This is a genomic window from Jiulongibacter sediminis, from assembly GCF_001306455.1.
Lineage (GTDB): Bacteria > Bacteroidota > Bacteroidia > Cytophagales > Spirosomataceae > Jiulongibacter > Jiulongibacter sediminis.
In genome coordinates this window covers 273,871-298,087 of the sequence record NZ_LGTQ01000006.1, presented here as the reverse complement: position 1 = coordinate 298,087, position 24,217 = coordinate 273,871, and the positions used below count along the sequence as shown (strand labels likewise).

Genomic DNA, 24,217 nt, shown 5'->3' with positions numbered 1-24,217 from the left:
TACGTCAAATTAAACGCTTGAGCTTAAAGAGGTAATGATATTTTACCCATAAAAAACTGTTCCTTAGGGTTTCCGGGAGAAATAAAACCCGACCCGGCAAGGGTTTCATTAGCCAGAGCCGCAAATAAGACAGCCTCCTTGGCATCGCCTGAAACCCCAAGTTTATCCATGACTTCAACGGCAATTTGAGGCAATTCTTGTTTGATCAATTCAACCAGCAAGGGGTTGTGCATACCGCCCCCACTTAGATAGAGGGTGGTTTTTGAATCTAAAGAGACAGATCTTTTGATTTCATGTGTGAGACTTTGGGCGGTAAAATGGCAAAGCGTTTGAAGAATATCTTCATTTGAAATGTTTACGCTACTTTTTATAATGGCCATCTCTAGATAATGGAGGTTAAACAGTTCAGGACCAGTCGTTTTTGGTACAGGTTGTGAGAAATACTCATGCTCTAAAAGTGCTTCCAGAAATTTTTTAGAGACCTTGCCCTTCCTTGCAATTTTAGCGTTCTCGTCGTAGGGCTTACCAAAATGCTTTTGAGTAAAGGCGTCAATCAAGGTGTTACCGGGGCCTGTGTCCGTTGCAAAAACCTTTGAGAAATCACCTGATGAGGGTAAAAAAGTAAAATTGGCGATGCCGCCAATATTGATCAAAACGCGATTTTCCTGTTTGGAAGAAAACAAAAGAAAGTCTCCATACAAAGCCAAAGGTGCTCCTTCTCCACCCGCTGCACAATGCTTTTGTCTGAAATCTGAAAGTGTGATAACCCCGACTTCTCTGGCCAAATGATCAGCATCTCCTATTTGGAGTGTTGAGTTTGGGAAAAGCTCGTTTTTGTGCAGTCGCTTAGGCATGTGCATTACCGTTTGCCCATGACTGGCGATGAGGTCAATTTCTTCAGCTCTTCTCCCCCATTTTTTCAAGCATTCATTGACCAATTGACCGTGGAGGTTCCCAATCCAGGGGTTGAGCATGCAGAGGTGATGAAAGTCAACTTCTTTTTTAGCAAACACCTTCCTGATTTCGGCTTTGACACCCTCTTCAAAAGGCATAGTCTCAAAGGCAAGTAACTCTACCTCAGTATTTTGCCCGTCACCTGAAAACCGACAAAGGGCAACATCCAGGCCGTCAAGAGAAGTGCCTGACATCAGACCGATGATAAGCCGACTTTCTTTTTGAGCGATGTGATGAAGTTTTTCAATCGAAGGGTTCATTTGCTTTGAGTTTACAGTGGGCAGTGGCAGTAGGCAAAGTTACATTAATACTACCCACTGTAGCTGCATACTGAAAACTATTCCGATACCCATTTCATACGATCGTCTGGCGAGAATTTCCATGGAGCCATGTTGGTTTCAAGGTTTTGAAACATCATATTCCAGCTTTGCGGAGCTTTTGATTCTTCCATGACATTATATCTGCGTAGCTGCAAAATGATGTCTAATGGATTGATCAGAACGGGACAGGCCTCTACACAGGCATTGCAGCTGGTGCAGGCCAGAAGCTCTTCTTCGGTGATGTAGTCACCATTGAGGCTTTTTTCATCTTTAAAATCATACCCGTTTTTAAGCCAGCCTTTTTGAATATCCTCCAGCCTGTCTCGGGTACTCATCATGATTTTTCTAGGGGAAAGGGCTTTGCCTGTGATATTTGCCGGGCATTGCGAAGTACAACGACCACACTCGGTGCAGCTGTAAGCATCCATGAGGTTTTTCCAGCTCAGGTCTTCCACATCTTTTGCTCCGAATCGCCCTACTTCTTCCTCATTTTCAGAGGGTTGTTCCAGCTCCATCATGATTTTTACCTCTTTGGTGACGGCGGGCATATTGCTCATCTGACCTCTTGGTTTCAGGTCGGCGAAATAGGTATTCGGGAAAGCAAGGCCAATGTGCAAATGCTTTGAATACGTGACATAAAGTGCAAAAAACAAAATACCAACAATATGAAACCACCAGGCACCACGTTCGGTAAATTGAAGAATATCAGAAGAGAATGGCTCCATAAATGGTGCAAGCCAGGAGCTGATCAGAAATGAACCTGTCTGCGTTTCTGCGAAGTGGCCTACACCACGACTTTGAAGGATACTATCAGCTGCATTCATTTTCAGAAAGGCCATCATCAAAGCAATTTCAAAGATGAGGATCAGGTTGGCATCCATTGCCGGCCAGCCCTTCATTTCTTTGGAGCTTGAAGGGTGGAGGCGACCAATTTTCAGAATGTTTCTACGAATCAAAAAGACAACACAGGCTATGATGACTCCGAGAGCCAAAACTTCAAAAAAGTTAATAATAACGGGGTAAAAACTTCCTAAAGGTTTCGCTAATACGCGGTGAGTACCAAACAGGCCGTCTATAATGATTTCCAAAATCTCAATATTGATAAGAATGAATCCGGCATAGACCAAAAAGTGAAGAAGACCCACCAAGGGTCGGTCAAACATTTTTTTCTGCCCAAAAGCAATTCTCAACATCGTTTTTAATCGAACGCCGGGCTGATCGGTACGGTCATCGGATTTGCCGAGTTGAATGGTTTTTTTGATTAAAACAATCCGACGGGCAATGAGATAGGCGGCTGCCGCGAAAACGATCAGAAACAAGACTTGCTGAATATAGGCCATGAGATAATCAAAGGTTGATGAAAATAGTATGCAAGCATACTAAAACAAAAATGAGAAAAAGGAATGAGAAATGAAAGAGGGGAGGAGAGGGATTGAGATCGAGATTTTTAGAGGAAGTAATGCAGAAGAAGCGGCTGGAATTATTTTTTATAGAAAAACTGAAATTATTTGTGCAGAAAACCTTTTTATCTATTTTTGCACTCCCAAAATATGGGAATGGTGGTGTAATCACAATGGTGATGTAGCTCAGTTGGTAGAGCAAAGGACTGAAAATCCTTGTGTCGGCGGTTCGATTCCGTCCATCACCACCAGGAAAGCCGATTCGAAAGAGTCGGCTTTTTTATTTAAAATCCATGTCAATGAAACACTATGTTTATATCCTCTACTCTTCAAGCATTTTAAAATATTATATAGGTGAATCAGCTTTTCCTGTTGAACGTCTCATAGAGCATAATGAAGGTAGGCGTCAAAAGGCTTTCACGAAACAGACAAGTGATTGGCAAACGTTTCTTCTTATTGAGTGCGATAATCGGGCAAAGGCCCTAAAAATTGAAAAGAAAATAAAGTCTATGAAGTCAACTAAGTATATACAGAACTTAAAGAAGTATCCAGAAATGGTTGATAAACTTCAATTATTGTAAAACTCTAAATCCTTGTGTCGGCGGTTCTCCCGATATCCCGATAGCTATCGGGAGGGACCGTCCATCACCACCATATAAAGGTCAGCTGAGAAGCTGGCCTTTTTTCGTTTTCAGTACTTCTTTCAATGATCAAATCAACCTAATCCTAGGATACGTCAGGACTGACTTCCACGAATAAAAGCCCTACTTTATCAAAAACTTAGCATGAATGGCTTAAGTTTATGTGGATCTCAAAACCATAATTTCATTCGCTTCCCAAATACAGGAAGACGGCGAGTTGTTACTAAGTTTTCAGACAAGCTACCAGAAGTTTTGAGATGCACTTGAATGATTTTTTGAGTTAATAAACAGAACAATGAGAATTGTATTTTTTCTCTTTCTGGGCTTTCACTTCTTTGTACTTCATGCTCAGGATTCGGGCTCTGAAAAGCCAAACATTATTTTTATTCTTACTGATGATCAGCGGTTTGACGCCCTTGGTTATTTTGGCAATGAGCTGGTATCCACACCTGAAATGGACAAGTTGGCGAGCGAAGGAACCTATTTCAGGAATGCTATGGTAACTACCCCGATTTGTGCGGCAAGCAGGGCAAGCATTCTTACCGGAATGTATGAACGCCAGCATAATTTCAATTTTCAGACAGGAAATATCAGGGAATCATACATGACGACCTCCTACCCGAGAATTCTGAAAGAGAATGGGTACAGAACGGGCTTTTATGGCAAATACGGGGTCAGGTATGAGCATTTAGAAAAGCAGTTTGACGAGTTTGAGTCGTATGATCGAAACAATGCTTACCCTGACAAAAGAGGGTATTATTATAAGACGATAGGCAAAGACACGGTTCACCTTACCCGCTACACCGGCCAGCAAGCGATTGATTTCATTCAAAGAACAGACCCCGACAAGCCTTTTTGTCTTTCGTTGAGTTTCAGTGCTCCACACGCTCATGACTCAGCAAAGGAGCAATATTTCTGGCAAAAGGAATCAGATGAACTCTTGCGGGAGGTGGTTATTCCCGGGCCAAACCTTGGTGAGGATAATTTTTTCGAGGCTTTGCCCAAAATTGTTAGGGATGGTTTTAACCGTTTACGATGGACCTGGCGATATGACACCCCCGAAAAATACCAGCACAGTGTAAAAGGGTATTACCGCATGATTGCGGGTATCGATCGCGAGATTGCCAATATTCGTCGGGAGCTCTCAAAAAAAGGCATTGACCAAAACACCATCATCATTTTAATGGGTGATAATGGCTATTTTCTGGGCGAAAGGCAGCTGGCCGGCAAATGGCTGATGTATGACAATTCCATCAGGGTTCCTTTAATTGTTTATGACCCGCGAAATCTCAAAAGCAATGAAAGTGAGGTTATGGCTCTCAATATAGACGTGCCTCCAACGATTTTGGATCTTGCCGGTATTACGGCTCCTAAAGAATGGCATGGCAAGAGTTTAGTCCCCATAGTAAAAGACAAGTCGCACGACCTGAAAAGGGATACCGTGCTCATTGAACATCTATGGGAATTTGATAATATTCCACCGAGCGAAGGCGTAAGAACTAAAGATTGGAAATATTTCAGGTATGTCAATGATCAATCTATTGAGGAACTCTATAACCTGAAAGAGGACCCAGATGAAGTCAATAATCTGATAAAGGTGCAGGGTTATGAGCAAAAACTAAATGCATTTCGAAAAGCTACTGACCGACTGATTTTAGAACATTCAGATGCTTATTCTGAAGGCCCGGGTCAATTGACCATTGAATGGATAAGAAACACCGAAGGTGTCAAAATTCTGGATGAACAGCCGGAGTTTGGTTGGGTAGTTCCTGACGGTGCGGTTACACAATCGGCTTATCAAATACTTGTGGCCTCCACAGAAGAAAACATAAAGAAGAACATTGGTGATATCTGGAATAGTGAACAGGTTCGTACCAACAAGTCTTTTAACGTGGAATATGGCGGAAAGCCCTTAGTTGTTGGTAAAAGCTATTTCTGGAAAGTACGTATCTGGGATCAGGAAAACAGGCTTTCAAGATACTCCGGGATCCAAAGTTTTACGATGGGTACTGCCGAAAAAACGATTACAACTCCCAACAGTTTTCAAATTGAGCATATCAAACCCAAGGTTTTTGAGAAAAGAGATCAAAGCTACTTTCTTGATTTTGGCAAGGCCGCTTTTAGTACTCTGGAGTTTACCTATAAAGCTAGAAAAGAGCATGTTTTAACCATCAGAATAGGGGAGCAGCTAGATGGGAAAAACATCAATCGGGCCCCTTTTCCTCAAAGCCATATCCGGTATCAGGAGATCAAAATGGAAGTGAAGCCTGGCCAGACACACTATCAACTGCAAATAGAACCCGATAAAAGAAATACACTACCGGGCAAGGCTCTTCCGTTACCTGAGGGTTTTCCGGTTTTGATGCCTTTCAGATACGCCGAAATAGAAGGAGCCAAAGAGCCCATAGCCGAAGAGAGTTTTACTCAATTGGCTTATCATAGTTATTGGGAAGATTCATCAAGCCGTTTCACGAGCTCCAATGATATTCTGAATCAGGTTTGGGAGATTTGTAAATACACGATAAAAGCGACTACGTTTAATGGTCTGTATGTCGACGGCGATCGTGAGAGAATTCCTTATGAGGCGGATGCTTATCTAAATCAACTGAGCCATTACACTACGGATAGAGAGTATGCCATTGCCCGGCAAACCATTGAGTATTTCATGGAGCACCCTACCTGGCCCACAGAGTGGCAGCTACATGTGGCTCTGATGTTCTACGCTGATTATATGTACACCGGCAATACCGAGTTAATTGAGAAGTATTATGATCAATTGAAACATAAAACGCTTTATGAACTGGCTAATGAAGACGGGCTAATTACATCAAGCAAAATGACCCCGGAATTGATGGCAAACCTGGGTTTCCCAAAAGATATGAAGGAGACTTTCAGGGACATTGTAGACTGGCCATCGGCAGGCTGGGGTGGTGACCCCTCGAACAAAGGCGAGCGTGACGCCTATGTTTTCAAAGAATACAATACCGTCGTCAATGCCTTCTATTATCAAAACATGAAAATCATGTCAGAGTTTGCAAGGGTTATGGGCAAAACACAAGAGTCTTTGGAGTTTGAGATTCGTGCTCTCAAAGCCAAAAAGGCCATCAATGAAAAAATGTTTGATTATAGTCGTGGTGTTTATGTAGATGGAATAGGCACAGACCATGCGGCCCTGCATGCCAATATGCTGCCATTGGCTTTTAACATAGTACCGAATGAGCATATTCATTCGGTGGTAGGGCATATCAAATCAAGAGGAATGGCCTGTAGTGTTTATGGTTCACAATACTTAATGGACGGTCTATATAACGCCCGAGCTGCTGATTACGCCCTGCAGCTTTTAACCGATACCTCAGATAGAAGCTGGTATAATATGATCAGAGCGGGTTCTACCATGACGCTGGAGGCTTGGGATCTGAAATATAAAAACAACCTTGACTGGAATCATGCCTGGGGAGCCGTACCGGCAAATAGTATTCCCCGAGGGCTTTGGGGCATACAGCCTAAAACACCTGGTTTTGGTGTAGCCCAAATTAAACCTCAGATGGGTAGTTTGAAAAATAGTGAAATTGAGGTTCCGACCATTCTCGGACCCATCAAGGGCTATTATCAATTCAAAAATCCGCGTTTACAAGTATTTGAAATTGAAATACCGGCCAATATGGTTGCAGAATTTGAGATTGCTCCGGCCCCTGGAAAAGAACTCATGCATAATGGACTAAAGGTTAACTCAGGCTTTAGCACGGTTAGGCTAGGCCCTGGAAAACACGAAATACAGCTGGTGATTAATTCATTTTAATTTCTCGCAAGAAAGGCAGCTGGCGTTTTTTCATCTTAAGGGTTTAACGGATAAACAGAGACTTTTTTACAGGGCTTAATTAAAGCCCCGCAATTAATAAAATATTTTAAAAATTAGTCATCCTGCTCAATCATCCTTTAATTGCGAGTAGAAAAGTACTCACTTCTAAAATCAACCCTTATGGCAGAAGCTAAAAACCCTAAGTCAACGAACCTCGTTGCCATCAGTATTATCGCGGCCCTTTTCTTTATCTTCGGTTTTGTCACCTGGATTAATGGAGCCCTTATTCCTTTCATGAAAACCATAAATGAGCTCACCGATGCCCAATCGTATCTGGTGGCTTCAGCCTCGTATATCTCTTTTGTAGTGATGGGCTTACCGGCCTCCTGGGTATTGAGAAAAACGGGTTACCGAAAGGGCATGTCTATTGGTCTGTTTATCATGGCTGTCGGGGCATTAATTTTTATACCAGCAGCTAATGCCCGAACCTACTGGATGTTTCTGGCTGGTATTTTTATTCAGGGCACAGGTATGACTCTGCTTCAAACCGCTTCCAATCCTTACATCACCATTCTGGGCCCAATAGAAAGTGGAGCTAAGCGAATCGCCATTATGGGGATTGCCAACAAAACTGCGGGAGCTTTGGGCTCGCTCATATTCGGAGCTTTGTTGCTCAGTGGTATTGATGAAATCAAAGAAAAGCTAACCACAGTTTCCACTGGTGAAAAATCGGTCATTCTTGATCAAATGGCCAATAGCGTTTTTGTTCCATATCTGGTTATGGCGGGTGTTCTTTTTTTACTCGGCATTCTAATCAGAAAAGCTCCTCTTCCTCATGTAGAGGCCGAAGAAACGGACGACGAAACATCAACCGGAGGAGCCGGGAAGACGATTTTTCAATACCCGCACTTATGGCTCGGTGTTTTTACTCTTTTTGTATACGTGGGTGCGGAGGTTATCGCGGGTGATACCATTATTTCCTATGGTATTTCGCTGGGTTTTTCTGGTGAGCGGTCTAAATTCTTTACTACCTATACGTTGATGGCAATGGTTTCCACGTATGCCTTGGGTGCTATTTTGATCCCGAAATACCTGAAGCAGAAAACCGCCCTTCAGATCAGTGCAGTATTGGGTATTATTTTCAGCATTTGTATTCTGATGACTACGGGTTTTACGTCAGTGCTTTTTGTGGCAGCTCTCGGAATCGCCAATGCTTTGGTTTGGCCCGCAGTTTGGCCATTGACATTAGATGGTTTGGGAAAACATACCAAAACCGCCTCGGCTTTGTTGATTATGGCTATATCAGGTGGGGCAATCATTCCTCCGCTCTATGGAAGGCTCGTTGATGCGGGAAAAGAAAAACTTGTTTCTGCTGGTACTGAATTGACGGAAGCAACAGCTTCAGCGGCCACTTCGGGATACTGGATATTGATTCCCTGCTATGTGATTATTCTCTTTTTCGCTTTGTACGGATATAAGATTAAGAGCTGGAAATAAAGAGAAAGGCCGGGAATTTTCTCCCGGCCTTTTTTCATCAGGCAAATATTTTCTGAAGAATCAGTTCCTGAATTTGGGTTGGGTCAATCAACGCTGCTTTTTCTTCTTTTGAGATCAGAACGGGTTTATCTTGATTGTCAATATTGACACGACCGTGTGAACCTTTCACCAGAGAGGCATCCAGCGGAATCACATCCATCAGGGTACGGAAACCCAGTTTTTTCTTCAGAAGCTTAAAGGCCAGACGAGGGAAAACAAATTTCTTTTTTGGGTCAAAAAACATTTCTACGGGGTCATACCCGGGCTTTTTATGAATATCCACGACTCGAGCAAAATCTGGTGCCTTTTGGTCGTCAAGCCAGTAGTAATAGGTAAACCAATGGTTTTCTGCTGCCACCACTACTAAATCGCCTGCTCTCTCATGCTGAATATGATATTCTTTCTTTCCTTCTTCATCCAATACCAGCTCTACACCCGGCGTGTCTTCTAGTATTTTTTTTACCTGTTCTTTTTGAGATAGGTCATTGATGTACACATGAGCTACCTGATGATCTGCCACCGCAAAGGCTTTTGACTCACCGGCATCCAGCAGCTCCAGTCCATTTTCTTCACGAATCTGAATCAGCCCATTTTCTCTCAGGCGGCGGTTGAGGTGCACCGGCTGCGTAGCTTTTGAAATGCCATATTCTGACAAGACCATCACCTCCATTCCCCGGCCTTCGAGGTAGCTGATCAAATCTTTACAAAGCTCATCTATTTCCTGAAGGTCTTTAGCCACACTTGGGTTGGCCTGCTCAAACTTCTGCAGCACATAATCCAGATGGGGCAGGTAAACCAGGAGTAGAGTAGGGTTGTATTTCTCCTCTACCACTTTCGAGGCTTCTGCTATCCATTTGCTGGATTTGATGGTGGTACGTGGCCCCCAGAAGTCAAACAAAGGGAAAGTGCCTAACTGCTGCTGCAGCTCATCACGAAGTGCGGCCGGTTTGGCGTAGCAGTCTGGTTTTTTCTGGCCATCGGCTCTGTATTGGGGGCGTGGAGTAACGGTATAATCGGCAGTGGAATACATATTAAACCACCAGAACATATTGGCTACAGTAAACTCCGGATTCTTTTTCCTGGCGATATCCCAGACGTTTTCCGCCTGCACCAGTTTGTTGGATTGTTTCCATAAAGAAACCTCCTGAGTATCCTTAAAAAACCAACCATTGCCTACAATTCCGTGCTCAGAAGGCCATTTTCCTGTAAGATAGGTGGTTTGGGCTGAGCAGGTGACGGCAGGCAGCACAGGTTCTATCTGGCTGAGATGTTTATCTTTTAACCATTGGCTCAAAAAGGGCGTATGTTCCCCGATCAACTTTTCTGAAAGCCCAACGATATCGATAACGGCCAATCTGTTCATAATCTATCTAAAGTATCAATGACCCACTGTAGTTCACGGCATACTGAGCTTACAATGTCTGTTTGCATTTCCTCTGGAAGTACACCCCAGGTGTAAGTTTCTACCTCAAGGTGTGGTGTGAAGGGTTCATTTTTCCAATGTTTCAGGGTTTCTACAATGGCTTTTTGCGTAGAGACCAATGTTTTATAGTTTTCAAGAAAGATGGGGACATGGAAGTGCGTCCGCATTTCAGCAGGTTTGTTTTTTTCAAAAACCGCCAATGCGGGCCCTAAATCTTTAAAGCGTGTCAATCCACCTTTTTCATCTTTACAAACGGCCTGATGCAGATAAACTGGCTCGTCAAAGGTTTCCAGCTCCTGGCCTATCAACTTAAATTCAGAAGAGGTGTTCAGGGGTCCTGTTCCTAAGGCCGCACTGATCTGGATTCGGCCGACCTTTATTTTTTGCTCTTTCAGATTTTGAAGAGCTTCACCGATATTTTCAAAGCCTACGGCAAAATGACAGACATCAAAGCAGATCTGGATGTGCTCACGCACTACCGCCTCTGCGGCTGAGGCAGAAAGCCCTGCTTCCCTTGAAATTCTTTCTATAGCTGCTGGCAGAATGAATTCGTTATAATATTGAATAAACTCTTCACCCGTTTCCAAAATACCGTCCGGCTCAGGTTCCATATCCAAATGCAAACTTTTGCCGGATTCCTGCTTCATCCGGTATAGATGGAGAGCCAGATCTGCGATTTGGTCAGCCCCTTTCTTCTTGGCTTCAGTTAGTTCGGTTTGGTTTTCAAACCAATGACGATACGATACCGGCGAGGTGGAAACTCCGCCATCCATACCCTCTGGAAGCAAAGTATTCAGAATGGTGAAAAGGCGTTTCGAGTACGCCAGGCGTTCTTCACTGAGCCAGTCGGGGCTGTGCACTTGGTCTTTGACCCTTTGCGAATGAAAATTTCCATAAGGAAACCCATTGATGGTAAACACATAAAAGTCTTTGGCATCCAGCCAGGTTTTAAATTCTTTCAGTGCATTTCCCTCCAACAGGCCTTTTGAGGCTTCACCAGATATTCTGAGACCGATACCAAAACGTTCTGCCCCCATTTTGTCCCTTACCTCAGTGGTGTAGGTCTCCAGGTTTGCCAAAGTATCTTTCCAGGTCTCACCGGGGTGAATATTGGAACAGTAAGTCAGATGAGCCTTATGCTTCTGCAGCAACATGATTTCGTATCGTTTTTTTGAGGTTTAGGGCCGCTTGATTGAGCAGGTCTATGTCCATTTGATGAACGTCTATTTTCGTTCCGATTTCCGGTACCATAGTAATGGTAAGTTCACCACCCAGGTGCTCACGGAATTCTTCCAAACCTTTGATCAGCTCAGGATTGATGGCAGATTGTGTTTCGTTCAATAACACAGGGTGATAAGTATCAAAGCCTAATTTATGCAATACATTAATTACACGTTCACTGCTGTCAGAAGACATAATTTCTGCAAGGCCGCCGTAATAAATATCAAAAGCGATACCAATGGCCACCGCTTCACCGTGTTTGATTTCAAATTGCGTAAGCTGTTCCATTTTATGAGCGGCCCAGTGACCAAAATCCAGCGGCCTGGAGGAGCCTGATTCGAAAGGGTCATTATTGCCAACAATATGATCGGCATGCAAACGAGCACATTCAAAAACCAGCACTTTCATGGCTTCCAGATCTCTATGAGCCAGCTTTTCGGCATTTTCTTCCAGCCAGTTGAAAAAGGTTTTGTCTTTTATAAGAGCTACCTTCACGGCTTCCGACATGCCAGATCGCCAGTCACGGTCAGAGAGCGTCGTAAGAAAATGAAAATCATTGATGACCAAAACCGGCGGAGTGAACGCTCCCAAGAAGTTTTTTTTGCCAAAGAAGTTGATACCGTTTTTCACCCCTACACCTGAGTCGTTTTGAGAAAGAACAGTAGTAGGGATTCTAATATGTCGGATACCCCTGTGACCGATAGCTGCCGCAAAACCCACCATATCTAAAACGGCACCACCGCCGATTCCGATGAGGTAGGAGTGGCGATCTATTTTTCCCTGATCAATCACATCAAGAACTTCTTTGAAGGTGTTAAGGTTGTTTTTGGCTTCCTCGCCACCAGTTATAACCACGGGCTCATGAGAAAGTGAAACCCCGGGAATTGCCTTAAAATAGTCGTCGATTTTAGAAATCAGGGTTGGGTGGTTTTGTGCCACACTCTGATCAATGATCACCCCCACTTTCACCTGACTGGGTCCTTTCTCTCCGGCTATGAAGTCTGAGAGAAGCGTATTTTCAGGTTCAAATACCCCTTCCGTAAATTCGATGGAGTATTCAAAAGGAACCTCAAAACGTTGTTTAATATTCATGAGTCAAAAGATTCAAATTTATGTGACGGCAAACCTTTTGGCAAGCCAAAGAGAAACCGGCAGCAGACATAGAACAGCAAGAGCATGGTACCATGTTCCGAAGATTGCCGTATACGCTGCATTTAAAGGAATAAGGGATATTACACCGGTCTTTACCGCCGTTTTGATGTTTTCAGGGATATTATTTCTGATCGCCTTTGATTTGGCTCTGAGGTTTAAAAAATACCAGAACGCTATAAAGGGCAGGCTATACCACAAATACTTAAAATTAAGGTGAGACAACACCACCAATACAATAAAAATAAGGCTGTCTATAGTAAGGGCAAAGCCTATTGATTTCTTGTTACTTCCATGAACCTCTCCTTGACTGGTCAAAGTGATGGCCGCGATAAAGAAAACAGGGATCAGACTGATGGAGACCTGAAGCGTAGTGAGCTCTGGCCAGAAAAGACTCATCCCGAGCAGCAAGTTGAGTCCCCGGCATATGCCCATAGTCAATGGTCCGAAAACACTGCTGTGTTTGGCCCATTTGTCATAAAGAATCACAAAAAGGGCCGTGGCCAAAGCAATCCAAAATGAAGTCACCCCAGCTATCAGGGCACTGAGAATTCCGAGAAGTAAAAGTCCGCTGCCGAGTATAGCTCCCTCAGTGAGGCTTATTTTTCCGGAAGGAATCGGACGCTCTGGCCGTTCTATGGCATCCAGTTGTGCATCGAATACGTCATTCAATACTACACCTCCTCCGTATAACCCGATGGTCGAAAGAAAAAGAAAGGCGGCTTTCTGCCAGTTTTGAGAATCGGAATCGACAGTTAAGAAACCGGAAATCGCCAGACCGGCGGCAATATCTGCCAGAGCGGTCACCAGGTTGGCCGGCCTCATCAGCCTCAGAAAACCGAAGAGTTTTCCCATGTCAATTTTCGATGAAATCAGAGGAGCTGCCCTTTTTTGGGTTTTGTCCTCTTAGTACGCTGTTGCCACCATAAAGCACCGACTGGTCATACGAAACTCCGCTGTCCCAATCAGACTCTTTCATATTGCCACTTTGACTATAGGCGGTAAGGGCATTTTTGTAAGTAGTTAGGTGAACGTCTTCCTTGCTGATCCCATTCTCCAGCATAAGTTTAGCGGTCTTTGGTACAGCCAGAGGATCACTCACGCCCCAGTCTGCAGAGCTATCGACTATAATTCTCTCCGAACCATAGGTTTTTACCACTTCCACCATTCTTTCACTTCCCATTTTGGTACGGGGGTAAATGGTAAAAGCAGCCCAGTAGCCACGATCCAGCACTTCCTTAGCGGTTTCCTCGTTATTATGATCAATCACCACCATTTTAGGGTCCATGCCATGCTCTTCCAGCACATCCATGCTTTTTAGGGTGCCTTTCTTTTTATCACGGTGTGGGGTATGAATCATGATAGGCAGCCCCACTTCTTTTGCCAGTTCTATCTGAGCTCTGAAGAAACGATCTTCGGCTTCTGTCTGATCATCATAACCGATTTCGCCAATGGCCACTACATTATCTTTAAGGGCATAAAGTGGCAGCAGCTCCATTACTTTTTCGGCAAGGGGTACATTATTGGCTTCTTTGGAGTTCAGGCCAATGGTGCAATAATGTTTAATTCCAAACTGCGAGGAGCGGAAAGGCTCCCAACCCACAATACTGCTGTAATAATCTTTGAAAGAGCCTACTTCTGTACGGGGTTGGCCCAGCCAGAACGCCGGTTCAATAAGGGCGACAATTCCTGCTTTACTCATGGCCTCGTAATCGTCTGTAGTACGTGAGGTCATGTGTACATGAGGATCGATAAATTTCATATTCTTGATGTTTTTTTCTTCTTAATTTGATTGGGCGACTTCCAGCATTTCGCCGATTTCAGACCAACTTTGTTCGGGCTTGAGTCCTTCATTTTCACGGCACCACTTTTTCGCTGCTGAATGCTCAGAGCCGAAAAGAGTTTTTCTAACGGCCAATTGATCCAATTCAGATCCGCTTCCGGATAAACCAACCATATCTGCGACAAGAAGATCATTCTCAAAACCAAGAATTAGTCTCCATAATTCGGGATGAACATTGCGACCTGCAGACCACCTTTCGTGCACAAAATCGTGCAGGGTGTCGGTTAGTTTTTGGTTGCGATTCTTGTCCAGTCCCTGAATTTTATACAATGGTCGTTCCATAAAAATGGCCTTAAGGACCATTTGATTCCAGGCGTCCTGATGAAAGAAACGGAACGGAAAAGACTGATAACGAGAGATGGCATCAAAGACATCAATCATGTTGGTCCGAAGTCCGTCAATCATTTCCATTTTGAAATCGGCGGCATTGCTTAGGTACTGAACAGACTTAAAAATCGTCACCAGTTCTTTACGGTCGGCTGAGCCGATCATCGTTGAAATCAGAGTGTGATTGCTCTCTGGTTCCGCAGATAACAGCAAAAGAAGGCGACAATATTCGTCTAGCGAAAAGGGCTCGGATTTAAAATCCGGGTTAATCTCCTCAAACAGATTTTGTGTTTCCGGGCTGAGGTCCACTTGAGTTGAAGGAACTTTGCGGCCAATAAGACCGAAGGTCAAATAAAATGCCGAGGGCTCGGGGTTTCCCGATAGTTTAGATGCCAGCCAATTTCCGGTATTTTCATCCAGATGATTCAGGCAGTCTTTTTTCAGGTTGTCTAAAATAGGGTTTTGCTGATCCATAGGTCGATGGTCATCAGTCTCATGTTCAATCGCAGTATTTTTCCTTACCAATGACCATCACAAAAATAGCATTTATTTAGAGTGGCGGGGTGGTTTAGGCTTTGAAAATGTGGCTGAAAGTAGATTATTGAAGAGTTTTGGTCGAAGGAAGCGGAATAGAACAAATGTGAAATTGAAAAAATCTAAACCTTTGAAGTGTCTGCTTGTCAGAGGTCATTCATTTCATTTAGAATCCACGTTTGGGAAACATACCCAAGAAACTTTATTTTGTAACTTCAACAACCTGAAAATCAAACTTAGTGATGAAAAAAATCCTTTCACTTTTCGTGATGACTTCTCTTGCTTTAAGCTGTGTGCCTATTTCTGAACCAGAAGAAACGCAATTGCAAAAGAAAGTCAATGAATATGCCGAATTTACCCTGACTACAGATATCAGTTCTCTTTCTGAGAACCAAAAAAAGATGATTCCGCTGCTCATTGAAGTTGCCGAAATCATGGATCAGCTTTTCTGGAAAGAAGCCTTTGGTGATAAAAATGCTCTGCTTGACACGCTTTCTGATGAGGCCGCCAAAACCTTTGTAAGGTATAATTATGGCCCATGGGATCGGCTTCGAGGAAACGAGCCGTTTATCGATGGAGTAGGAGAGAAACCCGCAGGGGCTCAACATTATCCAGCCGACATGACAAAAGAGGAGTTTGAGGCTTTTGAGAGTGAGGACAAAACCAGCCTTTACACTTTTGTCAGAAGAAATGAAGAGGGACAATTATACACATTGCCATATCATGAGGCTTTTGCGGCGGAGGTTCAACGGGCGGCTGATCTGCTGAAGCAAGCGGCTGAATTGGCGGAAGATGAAGGGTTTAAAAAGTACCTAAACCTGAGAGCCGAGGCTCTGCTATCAGACGACTATCTGGCAAGCGACCTTGCTTGGATGGATATGAAAAATAACAGAATTGATTTCGTGGTAGGGCCTATTGAAAATTACGAAGATCAGCTCTATAATTATAAAACTGCTCATGAGGCTTATGTGCTGGTGAAAGATATGGCCTGGAGCGAGAAGCTTGCAAAGTACGTCAGCTTTTTACCAGAGTTGCAAGCGAACCTACCCGTAGAGGATAAATACAAACAAGAAACTCCCGGAACAGACTCTGATCTAAACGCCTATGATGTGATTTACTATGCCGGAGACTGCAATTCGGGCGGAAAGACCATCGCGATCAATCTACCGAATGACGAACGGGTACAATTGGAAAAGGGCACCCGAAGGCTTCAGCTGAAAAACGCCATGCAGGCCAAGTTTGATAAGATCATGGTGCTTATCAGTGAATTGCTCATTGATGAATCACAACGAAAGCATGTTACTTTCGATGCCTTTTTTGCCAACACTATGTTTCACGAAGTAGCTCATGGACTGGGGATCAAAAACACCCTCGACGGCAAAGGAACCGTGCGGGATGCTCTTAAAGAAACGGGTTCTGCTTTGGAAGAAGGTAAGGCAGACATTCTAGGTCTTTACATGGTTACCCAGCTGCATAAAAAAGGTGAAATAGAAGGTGAGTTGATGGATTATTACTCGACTTTTCTGGCCGGGATTTTCCGTTCGGTTCGTTTTGGGGCTTCCAGTGCTCATGGCAAAGCCAATATGATTCGCTTCAATTACTTCAAAGAAATGAATGCCTTCAGTTATGATGCGAAGAAAGGAACGTACAAAGTCAATTTCGATGAGTTTCAGGCAGCAATGAATTCGCTTTCAGAGAAGATTCTGACGCTTCAGGGCGATGGCGATTATGCCGGAGTAACACAACTTTTTGAGCAAAAGGGCCTTGTTGGGGCCGATCTGCAAAAAGACCTTGATCGGGTAGGAGAGGCCGGTATCCCGAGAGATATTGTATTCAAACAAGGTGTGGAGGTGCTGGGGCTGTAAGAGCGTGGCACGACACTTCGAGGGAGGAGTGGGTTGTGTCATTACAAAAGAGGGGAAAGTCAGATTTTTAAAAACAGAGGTTTCAAACCGCCATATCAAAGCAGCAAGCTCTGGAGAATATGACCTCTTGTTTTTTTGGTGTATTTTATGCCCCGGAATGATGACGTCTTGTCGTTTTGCAATTCCCCTCTAAAACCATAGATTTGGTAACCACGTGAGAGCAGAAGCTGGTCAAAGCGGGGTTGAAAGAATCTAAACCAATCCTCTATGGAGATCGAAATTTCTGAAAGCTTCAGGAAGAATGTGGTATTGTCGGCCGTTGCGGTGACGCTGTTTATTCTTTTTTTCAATGCCCTTGTCATTCTTGGTTTTGGCTTTGCTGCTTTTAGCTTGATCATAGCTGTAGCCATTGTTTCAGTCAGTGCTTCTATCCTTGGGATCATTCTGGCTCTGGGCTTTGTGTTTTGTGGATTTCTGATTGTAGCCTTTTTATTAAAGTTTCTCTTTGCCTCAAAGGATAAGCAGGAGTCTGATTTACGTTTGGAAATCGACCGATCACAAGCTCCCGGTTTGTTTGAACTGATAGACGAACTGGTGGATCAAATTGGTACGGAGCCTCCGAGAAAGGTCTATATCTCTACCCATGTCAACGCAATGGTTTTCTATGAATCCCGGTTTTGGAGCTTGTTTTTTCCTTCAAGGAAAAGTCTGGAAATAGGGATGGGTCTGATCTGCAGCACCACGAGCACTGAACTAAAGGCAGTTTTGGCTCATGAATTTGGTCATTTCGCCCAAAAGTCAATGATTCTGGGCACTTACGTTTCCAGTTTGAATGCCATTATTTATAACCAGCTGTATCATAACGATTCCTATAACGAACTGGCCGATACCATCGGTGGGATCCATTTTATTCTCAATATTTTTGTAAGTATTTCCAGAGTTATCGTAAGGAGTATCCAAAAAGTGATGATCAAGGCCTATGAAATTCTGAACATCCGGTATCTCGCTCTTTCAAGGGATATGGAATTCAATGCCGATGAGGTGGCGGTGCATTTAACAGGAAAGCAGCCACTCATCCGCTGTTTATCACGTCTTTCTTTTGCCGATTCTACACTTGATGAAGTGTTCAGTTATTATGAGAGTAGGGGAGAGCGTTTGAAATTTCCGGAGAATTTGTATCCCCATTTTGAAAGGGCTCTCAATTTTCTTTCTGCAAAACACCAGCTTCAATTAAAGAACGGGCTGCCCCTGATCGGAGAGGTAGACCGGGAGCGGTATGGAAAGTCAAAACTCAACTTCGAAGATCAATGGGCCTCTCACCCGGCACTCAGCGAAAGGTTAAAACGAATTGAGCGGCTGGAGGTCACTGAAACAGAGGAGGGAGGGGTCTTGTCGACGACGTTATTTTTAAACATTGAAAATCTCCAAAAAAAACTGACCCGTGAAGTTTTTAAGGGTTTTGAAAATAAAGAGAATGAAACCCTCAGCACGGAGGAGTTCGAACAGGACTATGCCCTGTTTTATGAGGAACGAAACTATAGCAAGGTATTTAACAATTATTATAGTGATAAAACCCCGGTTTTCCGAATTCAAGAGGAAGAACAAAACTGTACGCTTGGCATTACGGAGCTCTTCTCTGAGAAGGCCGTTTCCCGTCTTTATGAAGATCTGTTTCTAAATGGTGATCTGCAGATGTTACAAAACATCAGCGAAAATGTCATTAAGGTTAAATTCTTTGAGTACAATCATCAGCGTTATTCTACGGCGGAGGTGAATGCTTTAATCCGCCAGCTCGAAGAAGAGCAACATCGGCTTTCAGAGCAAATAAAAGAGCATGATGAGCAAATAGCCTCTTGTCTGGTGATCAGATCGAAAGAGGCTGGATTGTTTGATGAATTTAAATCAAAGGCAGAGGCCATGAACCGGTACTATGATTCTTTTGATGATGTTCAAAGGTTCCTCGATGATTGTTTTGAAAGAACGGCGTTTTTTGCCCAAAACACCGAGTTTGTTTATATCAGCAAGTATATCAATTACTGGAAAGAGATCGAAAACGAGCTGAAGCAAAAAATCGAAGAACTTTTGAAAGACAGAACATATCAGAAAGTTCTGGGAGAAGAACTGACCCGGAAATTCAGTCAATTTGTGGATTCACATTATGCCTATTTTGATGGAGAGACGACTTATTTTGAGCCTGAAATAGAGCACCTTTTTCAGGTACTCAATCATTTCCCCGGGGCTTTCGAGGCTACCTTTTTAGAGACGAAGAAAGACTTGCTAAAGTTTATTGAAACCTTGCTGGAAGAGACTTCTGTGGCGTAATAGTCTTGAGATAAGAGAACTGGAAGAAAACTTGATGGAAAGAGAGACGATTTCTGTTTAAAGTCTTCCATCTTTAATTTCTACAAAGATCTCCTTTTTCGACAAGTATCGGATGACATAATGTTTTTTCAATAACTAATTGAACATTAATCTGTATTTCGGAAAGGGAGAAATTGTTTTGTGCTGATTTTGCCTATTTTTCATGACCGAAAAGCGTTCTTATTGAGATTATCATTAGCCGGATTTTTCATTCTTGTTTTTTTCTTGCCAGAAGATCTTTTAGGGCAAAAGAAATGGAGTATTGATTCTCTTCTGAATAAAGAACTGAATCTGGTTCCGGTACCGAGTTTGGTGATTAGTCCTGAGGTAGGGGTGATGTATGGTTTGTTTATCGATTATTATTACAAAACCACACCAGAAGAAGATACCACCACCAGGCCAAGTCTTTCCTTTATTGATTTCCAATACTCCACCCGAAAGCAATTGAACGCGGAGTTGTTCATGTCGGCATATACACCTTATGAAAGGTATTATGTTTTTCTGAGAGCCGGGTATTTTGATGAACTGGAGAGATACTGGGGAAATACTACGCCTACGCTAGGGAACGAGGATTACCTGACCATTCGGTACAAGCGTTTTCAGGCTTTCGGAAGGTTTAGTAAAAACTTAGGCGAACGTCGGTTTGCTGGTTTGGGCTATCAGTATAATCGGTTTTTCAGTTCTGATATCGAAGAAACACCGTTTACGGAATTTATTCCATCGGGAACAAACTCGACGATTATAGGTTTGGGGCCTGTTTTTACAATCGATAGACGTGATAATCAGTTTAGTCCCAAACGGGGAATGTACCTTGATTTATACAGTTATTCCATGTTTGATCTGAAAGCCAATAGTTTTGCCTATCAGATTTTCAATGCCGACTTCAGGAAATACAGGGAGGTCAAAAAGCATGTGTTAGCGGCACAGCTATTGGTTCAGAGTTCTGCAGGAGAGGTGCCGGTGATGGAGAAATTCAGACTCGGTGGGCCGCAGGTGATGCGTGGACTTTTTAAGGGACAATTCAGAGACGATCATCTTTGGGCCTTACAGGGCGAATATCGTTATGAAAGATGGCCGCTGATAAAAGTCGCGGGCTTTGGTTCCATAGGAAATACCTCGCCTACTTTTTCGGGTTTGCTTAGTCAAAAGATAGTAGCAGGTTACGGTGCAGGCCTGCGTCTTCGGCTCAATAAGTCAAAACAGGTTTATGGGGCTTTTGATTACGCCAGAACCTCTCTTGGCACCGATGGCTTTTATATGAAGCTGGGGGATGCGTTTTGATTATATAATAATCAATTCTCAAACCAGAGTTTTACGGTAGGTAGAGGGTCTTTAGTCTTAAATCTAACTTCTTCCATCTTTTTACTCCTCCACCAAACTATGATATACCCCCTCCACAAAACCGTTCTTACTATCTCGAGGGTCAGGGTATCCCGCTGTGGGGTCTAGGGCCTGAATTTCTTCCAGACTCAGGCCTGAGGAGATGCCGGTGCGGATGTTGTTCCGAATGGTATAGATCATATTCCTGAAATCAAGCACATCCTGCTTTTTCGCTAACTGCCCATGCCCGGGAATGATGATGCTTTCATCGTTCATTTTACGGAGGGCAGTATCCAGAAACTCAATCATACCATTGATGTTTCCACCGCTTTTAACATCGATATATGGGAAGCCGTAGCGTACAAATACATCACCGGTGTGAAAGACATTGCTGGTTTTGAAATGGATAATGGCATCGCCATTGGTATGGGCCCGGCTTTGATGAAAAATCTCGATTTCCTCGTCTCCGAAGTAAAGGTTCATATTGAACGGGAAGGTGAGCTTTGGCAGGCCTTCGGTTTGCTCCTCTTTCAGGCGGGTGCGTACATTTTCCTGGGCGATCACATAGGCCCCTTCTTTTTCAAAATGGGGATTACTACCAGAGTGGTCGCCGTGATAATGCGTATTGATGACGAAATCAATAGGTCTTGATGTCTGCTCTGAAACAGCCGCCTGAATTTTTTCGGCCAGCGGCCCGAACTGATCATCAATGATAAAGGTGACTTCCTCATTGGTAAATAGCCCGATATTCCCACCGCTACCTTCTATCATAAAGATATTCGGGGTAATCTCGGTGGTTTTCATCTCCACTTTTGAGAAGTCTTGCTGAGCAAAAACCAAGGTGGATATACTTAGAAAGAAGAGTATTTTTTTCATGGTGTTTTGATTAAAGTTCAACGATTTCACGTTAAAAATGTTCTTAATGTTTTGTTCTCGAAACTGCACATACGGTAACCTTTATATTCTGCAACAAATAGATTTGAGAATACTATTGCGAAATTAAACGATTGAGAAACCTGGCGAATTTCGTTTATCTACTTAGGGAATATTTACTCAAATAATTTCACTTTTTCAGTGAAAACTAATATGGCAAGTACAATAAGAAAAAGCACTAGAAATATCCTTCTAATAAAGTAGGTCCTTTTAAAAACATAATCTTTTCCTCTTTGATCGAATAAGGTAAAAATTAAAATCAAGACGATTAACGCAATAATCAACCCTCCCTCCAATAAACTATTCATTTTCTAAAGTAATAATTGGAATTTCAATTTTTGTGTTTAAGTAGTTGAGTTTATCAGAGTATTTAAATCTTGCTAATCATACCTATTACATAAGGAATCCTATTTTTCAAACTTTCGACTCAGACTCGAACTATGACTATTCAAATTGATAAGCAAAATACTGAATCTGCTCACTGTCAATATTTTTGATGGCGTGGGGTACGTCTGAGCCGAGGTAGTAAATGTCTCCGGCGTCTCCATGTACTATTTTACCATCCAGTTCCATTTCTGATTTTCCTTTGATCATGAGCACAATCTCTGCAGCCCGGTGAGTATGCGGTTCGTGGCTTTTGATGCCGGGGTTGAGGTTTGAAACATGCATTTCCATTCTTTGGCAGGCGGCGGTGGGTTGATTGTAAAAGTTGCGAATGCCTCCTTTGTCATGAGTTTTGTAGGCTTGCTCTTCCCAGTCTTTGAGGAAGGAGCCGCCATGTTCTTTTCCGCGGCTAAGACTTTGGCCTTCCCGGGCTTTGTATTTCATAATATAAACCTCGTCGCCGGGGTTAACCAGCAATTTGAGTTTATCGCCCGGCATCAGCAGAGCTATACTGCCCGGGCCCATAATCCGGTTACTTTTTGAAATGGAAAAACCTACTTCTCCTCTTTTGACAATCACCAGTTGCTCCAGATCATCACTTTTAAGCTTAAAATTCCCTCTTTTTTTAAAAAGAAGAGCGTCCATTTGCATGGTTTCAAAATCGCGGCTGCTGTCTTTAAAAAAGTTTCTCGTTTCAGCTTTAGCATCGACGACCGTTTCAGATGGCGAGTCATAATCATAGACGATGGAAGCTACCTGAGCCTGAGCTACAGAAAGGGAAAACGCAAAGAAGAAAAGTAGGTTTTTCATATAAATATTTTATTCCGAAGCCATTTGAAGTGCTTTGGTGCTGAGACCGTATTTGGTCAGCATATTTGGCACTTCCCAGGCGGGCATGTTTCCATTTTTATAATACTCAATGAAACGCTCCATAACCTGAGCAAAGTGGGCCTCGTGGCCAATGTCGTATTTGGCAGGAATCACCACTTTCCAGCCGTTTTCACTTTTCTCAAGAGTAAGGCCGTCATAGGTGCTCAAAAGATTATCAATCGCTGCCTGAGCTTCTTCATCAGAAATTTCGGTTACTGGCTTAATATACAGGGTTGGTTTATAACCTTGTTCAGCCCCCTGCTTAATGACCAGATTGGCTTTGGTGCCCCGCATGATTGAATAATGGGTATCGCCCGTCCCTTCCGGTGCCTGATAATTCCAGATTACTGAAACCTTGGCGTGATGACCGTTGATCGTATAAATGATTTCACCATTGGCATAAGTTTCCAGATTGCCTTCATTTATGCTGCTTTGTAAAAAGTCAGGGAATTCTGTTTGACCTGTTACCTTTTCAAAGTCTGATGGCGTAAGTACCGTAGGCCATCTTCTTGCAGCAACGAGGCTAACATCTTCAGGGTTGATCACCGTTTCAGGGAAACACTCCCAAAAGGTCAGATCAATCAAATGGGTAGTAACATCTACAATGCCTTCGCCCTGCTGTTTGGTATCAAAAAACCAGGAAGGGCGAATGAGCGGTGAGCCGGAAACGTATTTAAAGAAATGGTGAACAGACTCTTTAGTTACAGCAGGATTTTCAGGAGTTCCTACTTCAAGTTCTCCGAAAAGCTCGGCATCCTGAGAGAGTTCTTTCTGAAGAATGGTGGTAATCTCAGAACGCTCGGTCATGATATCGTAAAGCAAAACACCCTTTTCTTTTGCCGTGGCAAAGGCCTGCTTCAACAGCTCATAATCTTCGGCATTAATGGCCATAGGTTTATCAGCCAAAACATTAAAGCCGGCGTCTACAGATTTCGCTATGTATTCAGTTTTCTTGAGGTTGCTTCCGGCGAGTACTACCACATTTCCGGCCTTCTCTTCGAGCATTTTTTCAAGGTAATCATTGCCTTCATAAATCTCAGAATTCCAGCTTGTCGGCTTCTCCTCACGGCTGTTATATTGCTCGATTTTAGCCATGTGGAGATCAAGGTCCGGGGTATCCGGAGCATAAATATGAACCGAACTATCGATGTCTTCATACATGGATTTCTGTACCAGAGCTGCATGAAAATGGCCAGGGTCCAGCGTAATCAGGTGTATCTTGTTATCAGTCATATCTTCCGTGGCTTTTGGCGTACAGGCTGCCATGGCGGCTAAAGCAATCAGACTTAATTTCTTCATAGGTTTTAAAGCAAAAATGCACGGGCTTTTAGGGCCCG

The 24,217-nt window shown here is 43.3% G+C and carries 17 protein-coding genes and 1 tRNA gene; 7 read left to right on the top strand and 11 right to left on the bottom strand.

From position 1 onward, the window contains the following. Window positions 1-23 precede the first annotated feature (23 nt). Entirely contained in the window at window positions 24-1,214 is a 1,191-nt protein-coding gene (locus tag AFM12_RS07160) for an anhydro-N-acetylmuramic acid kinase (RefSeq protein WP_055145914.1), read from the bottom strand. Between the two features lie 77 nt (window positions 1,215-1,291). Beyond that, the gene (locus AFM12_RS07155; protein ID WP_055145911.1) at window positions 1,292-2,614 is read right to left on the bottom strand and encodes a 4Fe-4S dicluster domain-containing protein; all 1,323 of its coding nucleotides are present in this window, start codon (window positions 2,612-2,614) and stop codon (window positions 1,292-1,294) included. Window positions 2,615-2,849: 235 nt separating this feature from the next. Between AFM12_RS07155 and AFM12_RS07150 the strand changes: the two genes are divergently transcribed. The 4 genes from AFM12_RS07150 to AFM12_RS07135 all read left to right on the top strand — a co-directional run bounded on the left by AFM12_RS07150 (window position 2,850) and on the right by AFM12_RS07135 (window position 8,611). Then, a tRNA-Phe gene (locus AFM12_RS07150) sits at window positions 2,850-2,925 on the top strand. Window positions 2,926-2,973: 48 nt separating this feature from the next. Next, window positions 2,974-3,255: a GIY-YIG nuclease family protein gene (locus AFM12_RS07145; RefSeq protein ID WP_055145908.1), complete on the top strand. Its 282-nt coding sequence runs from the start codon at window positions 2,974-2,976 to the stop codon at window positions 3,253-3,255. Window positions 3,256-3,610: 355 nt separating this feature from the next. After that, complete coding sequence (locus tag AFM12_RS07140; protein ID WP_055145905.1) at window positions 3,611-7,114, top strand: sulfatase-like hydrolase/transferase; 3,504 nt, start codon at window positions 3,611-3,613, stop codon at window positions 7,112-7,114. A 180-nt stretch (window positions 7,115-7,294) separates the two neighbouring features. After that, window positions 7,295-8,611 carry a sugar MFS transporter gene (locus tag AFM12_RS07135; protein ID WP_055147791.1) on the top strand — a complete coding sequence of 439 codons (1,317 nt, stop codon included), beginning with the start codon at window positions 7,295-7,297 and terminating at the stop codon, window positions 8,609-8,611. Window positions 8,612-8,648: 37 nt separating this feature from the next. Here the strand turns inward: AFM12_RS07135 and AFM12_RS07130 are convergent, their stop codons facing one another. From AFM12_RS07130 to AFM12_RS07105, 6 genes are read right to left on the bottom strand one after another with little or no spacing between them, the layout of a single operon-like run. Continuing rightward, entirely contained in the window at window positions 8,649-10,013 is a 1,365-nt protein-coding gene (locus AFM12_RS07130) for an alkaline phosphatase family protein (protein ID WP_055145902.1), read from the bottom strand. Further along, window positions 10,010-11,227, bottom strand: coding sequence for a metabolite traffic protein EboE (eboE, locus tag AFM12_RS07125; RefSeq protein WP_055145900.1), 1,218 nt, complete (start codon window positions 11,225-11,227; stop codon window positions 10,010-10,012). Before eboE ends, AFM12_RS07130 begins: the two co-directional genes overlap by 4 nt. Beyond that, the gene (locus tag AFM12_RS07120) at window positions 11,208-12,386 is read right to left on the bottom strand and encodes a 3-dehydroquinate synthase (RefSeq protein ID WP_055145897.1); all 1,179 of its coding nucleotides are present in this window, start codon (window positions 12,384-12,386) and stop codon (window positions 11,208-11,210) included. The genes eboE and AFM12_RS07120 overlap by 20 nt, the downstream gene beginning before the upstream one ends. An 18-nt stretch (window positions 12,387-12,404) precedes the next feature. After that, entirely contained in the window at window positions 12,405-13,298 is an 894-nt protein-coding gene (eboC, locus tag AFM12_RS07115; RefSeq protein WP_055145894.1) for a UbiA-like protein EboC, read from the bottom strand. Window position 13,299: 1 nt separating this feature from the next. Further along, entirely contained in the window at window positions 13,300-14,205 is a 906-nt protein-coding gene (locus tag AFM12_RS07110; protein ID WP_055145891.1) for a TatD family hydrolase, read from the bottom strand. Window positions 14,206-14,226: 21 nt separating this feature from the next. Then, the gene (locus tag AFM12_RS07105; RefSeq protein WP_131458246.1) at window positions 14,227-15,087 is read right to left on the bottom strand and encodes an EboA domain-containing protein; all 861 of its coding nucleotides are present in this window, start codon (window positions 15,085-15,087) and stop codon (window positions 14,227-14,229) included. Between the two features lie 302 nt (window positions 15,088-15,389). Between AFM12_RS07105 and AFM12_RS07100 the strand changes: the two genes are divergently transcribed. The 3 genes from AFM12_RS07100 (at window position 15,390) to AFM12_RS07090 (ending at window position 20,654) form a co-directional block, all read left to right on the top strand. Then, window positions 15,390-17,012 (top strand): DUF8614 domain-containing protein, encoded by a 1,623-nt coding sequence (locus AFM12_RS07100; RefSeq protein ID WP_055145885.1) that lies wholly within the window; start codon window positions 15,390-15,392, stop codon window positions 17,010-17,012. Between the two features lie 267 nt (window positions 17,013-17,279). Beyond that, window positions 17,280-19,334: a M48 family metallopeptidase gene (locus tag AFM12_RS07095; RefSeq protein WP_055145882.1), complete on the top strand. Its 2,055-nt coding sequence runs from the start codon at window positions 17,280-17,282 to the stop codon at window positions 19,332-19,334. Window positions 19,335-19,556: 222 nt separating this feature from the next. Next, complete coding sequence (locus AFM12_RS07090; RefSeq protein WP_055145879.1) at window positions 19,557-20,654, top strand: BamA/TamA family outer membrane protein; 1,098 nt, start codon at window positions 19,557-19,559, stop codon at window positions 20,652-20,654. 81 nt (window positions 20,655-20,735) lie between these two features. On the opposite strand, the gene AFM12_RS07085 is transcribed toward AFM12_RS07090, so the two are convergent. The 3 genes from AFM12_RS07085 to AFM12_RS07070 all read right to left on the bottom strand — a co-directional run bounded on the left by AFM12_RS07085 (window position 20,736) and on the right by AFM12_RS07070 (window position 24,179). Further along, on the bottom strand, window positions 20,736-21,569 hold the full coding sequence (locus AFM12_RS07085) for an MBL fold metallo-hydrolase (RefSeq protein ID WP_055145877.1): 834 nt from the start codon (window positions 21,567-21,569) through the stop codon (window positions 20,736-20,738). Between the two features lie 501 nt (window positions 21,570-22,070). Next, entirely contained in the window at window positions 22,071-22,820 is a 750-nt protein-coding gene (locus AFM12_RS07075) for a cupin domain-containing protein (protein WP_055145871.1), read from the bottom strand. A gap of 9 nt (window positions 22,821-22,829) precedes the next feature. After that, window positions 22,830-24,179, bottom strand: coding sequence for a putative oxidoreductase C-terminal domain-containing protein (locus AFM12_RS07070; RefSeq protein ID WP_055145868.1), 1,350 nt, complete (start codon window positions 24,177-24,179; stop codon window positions 22,830-22,832). Between the last annotated feature and the right edge of the window lie 38 nt (window positions 24,180-24,217).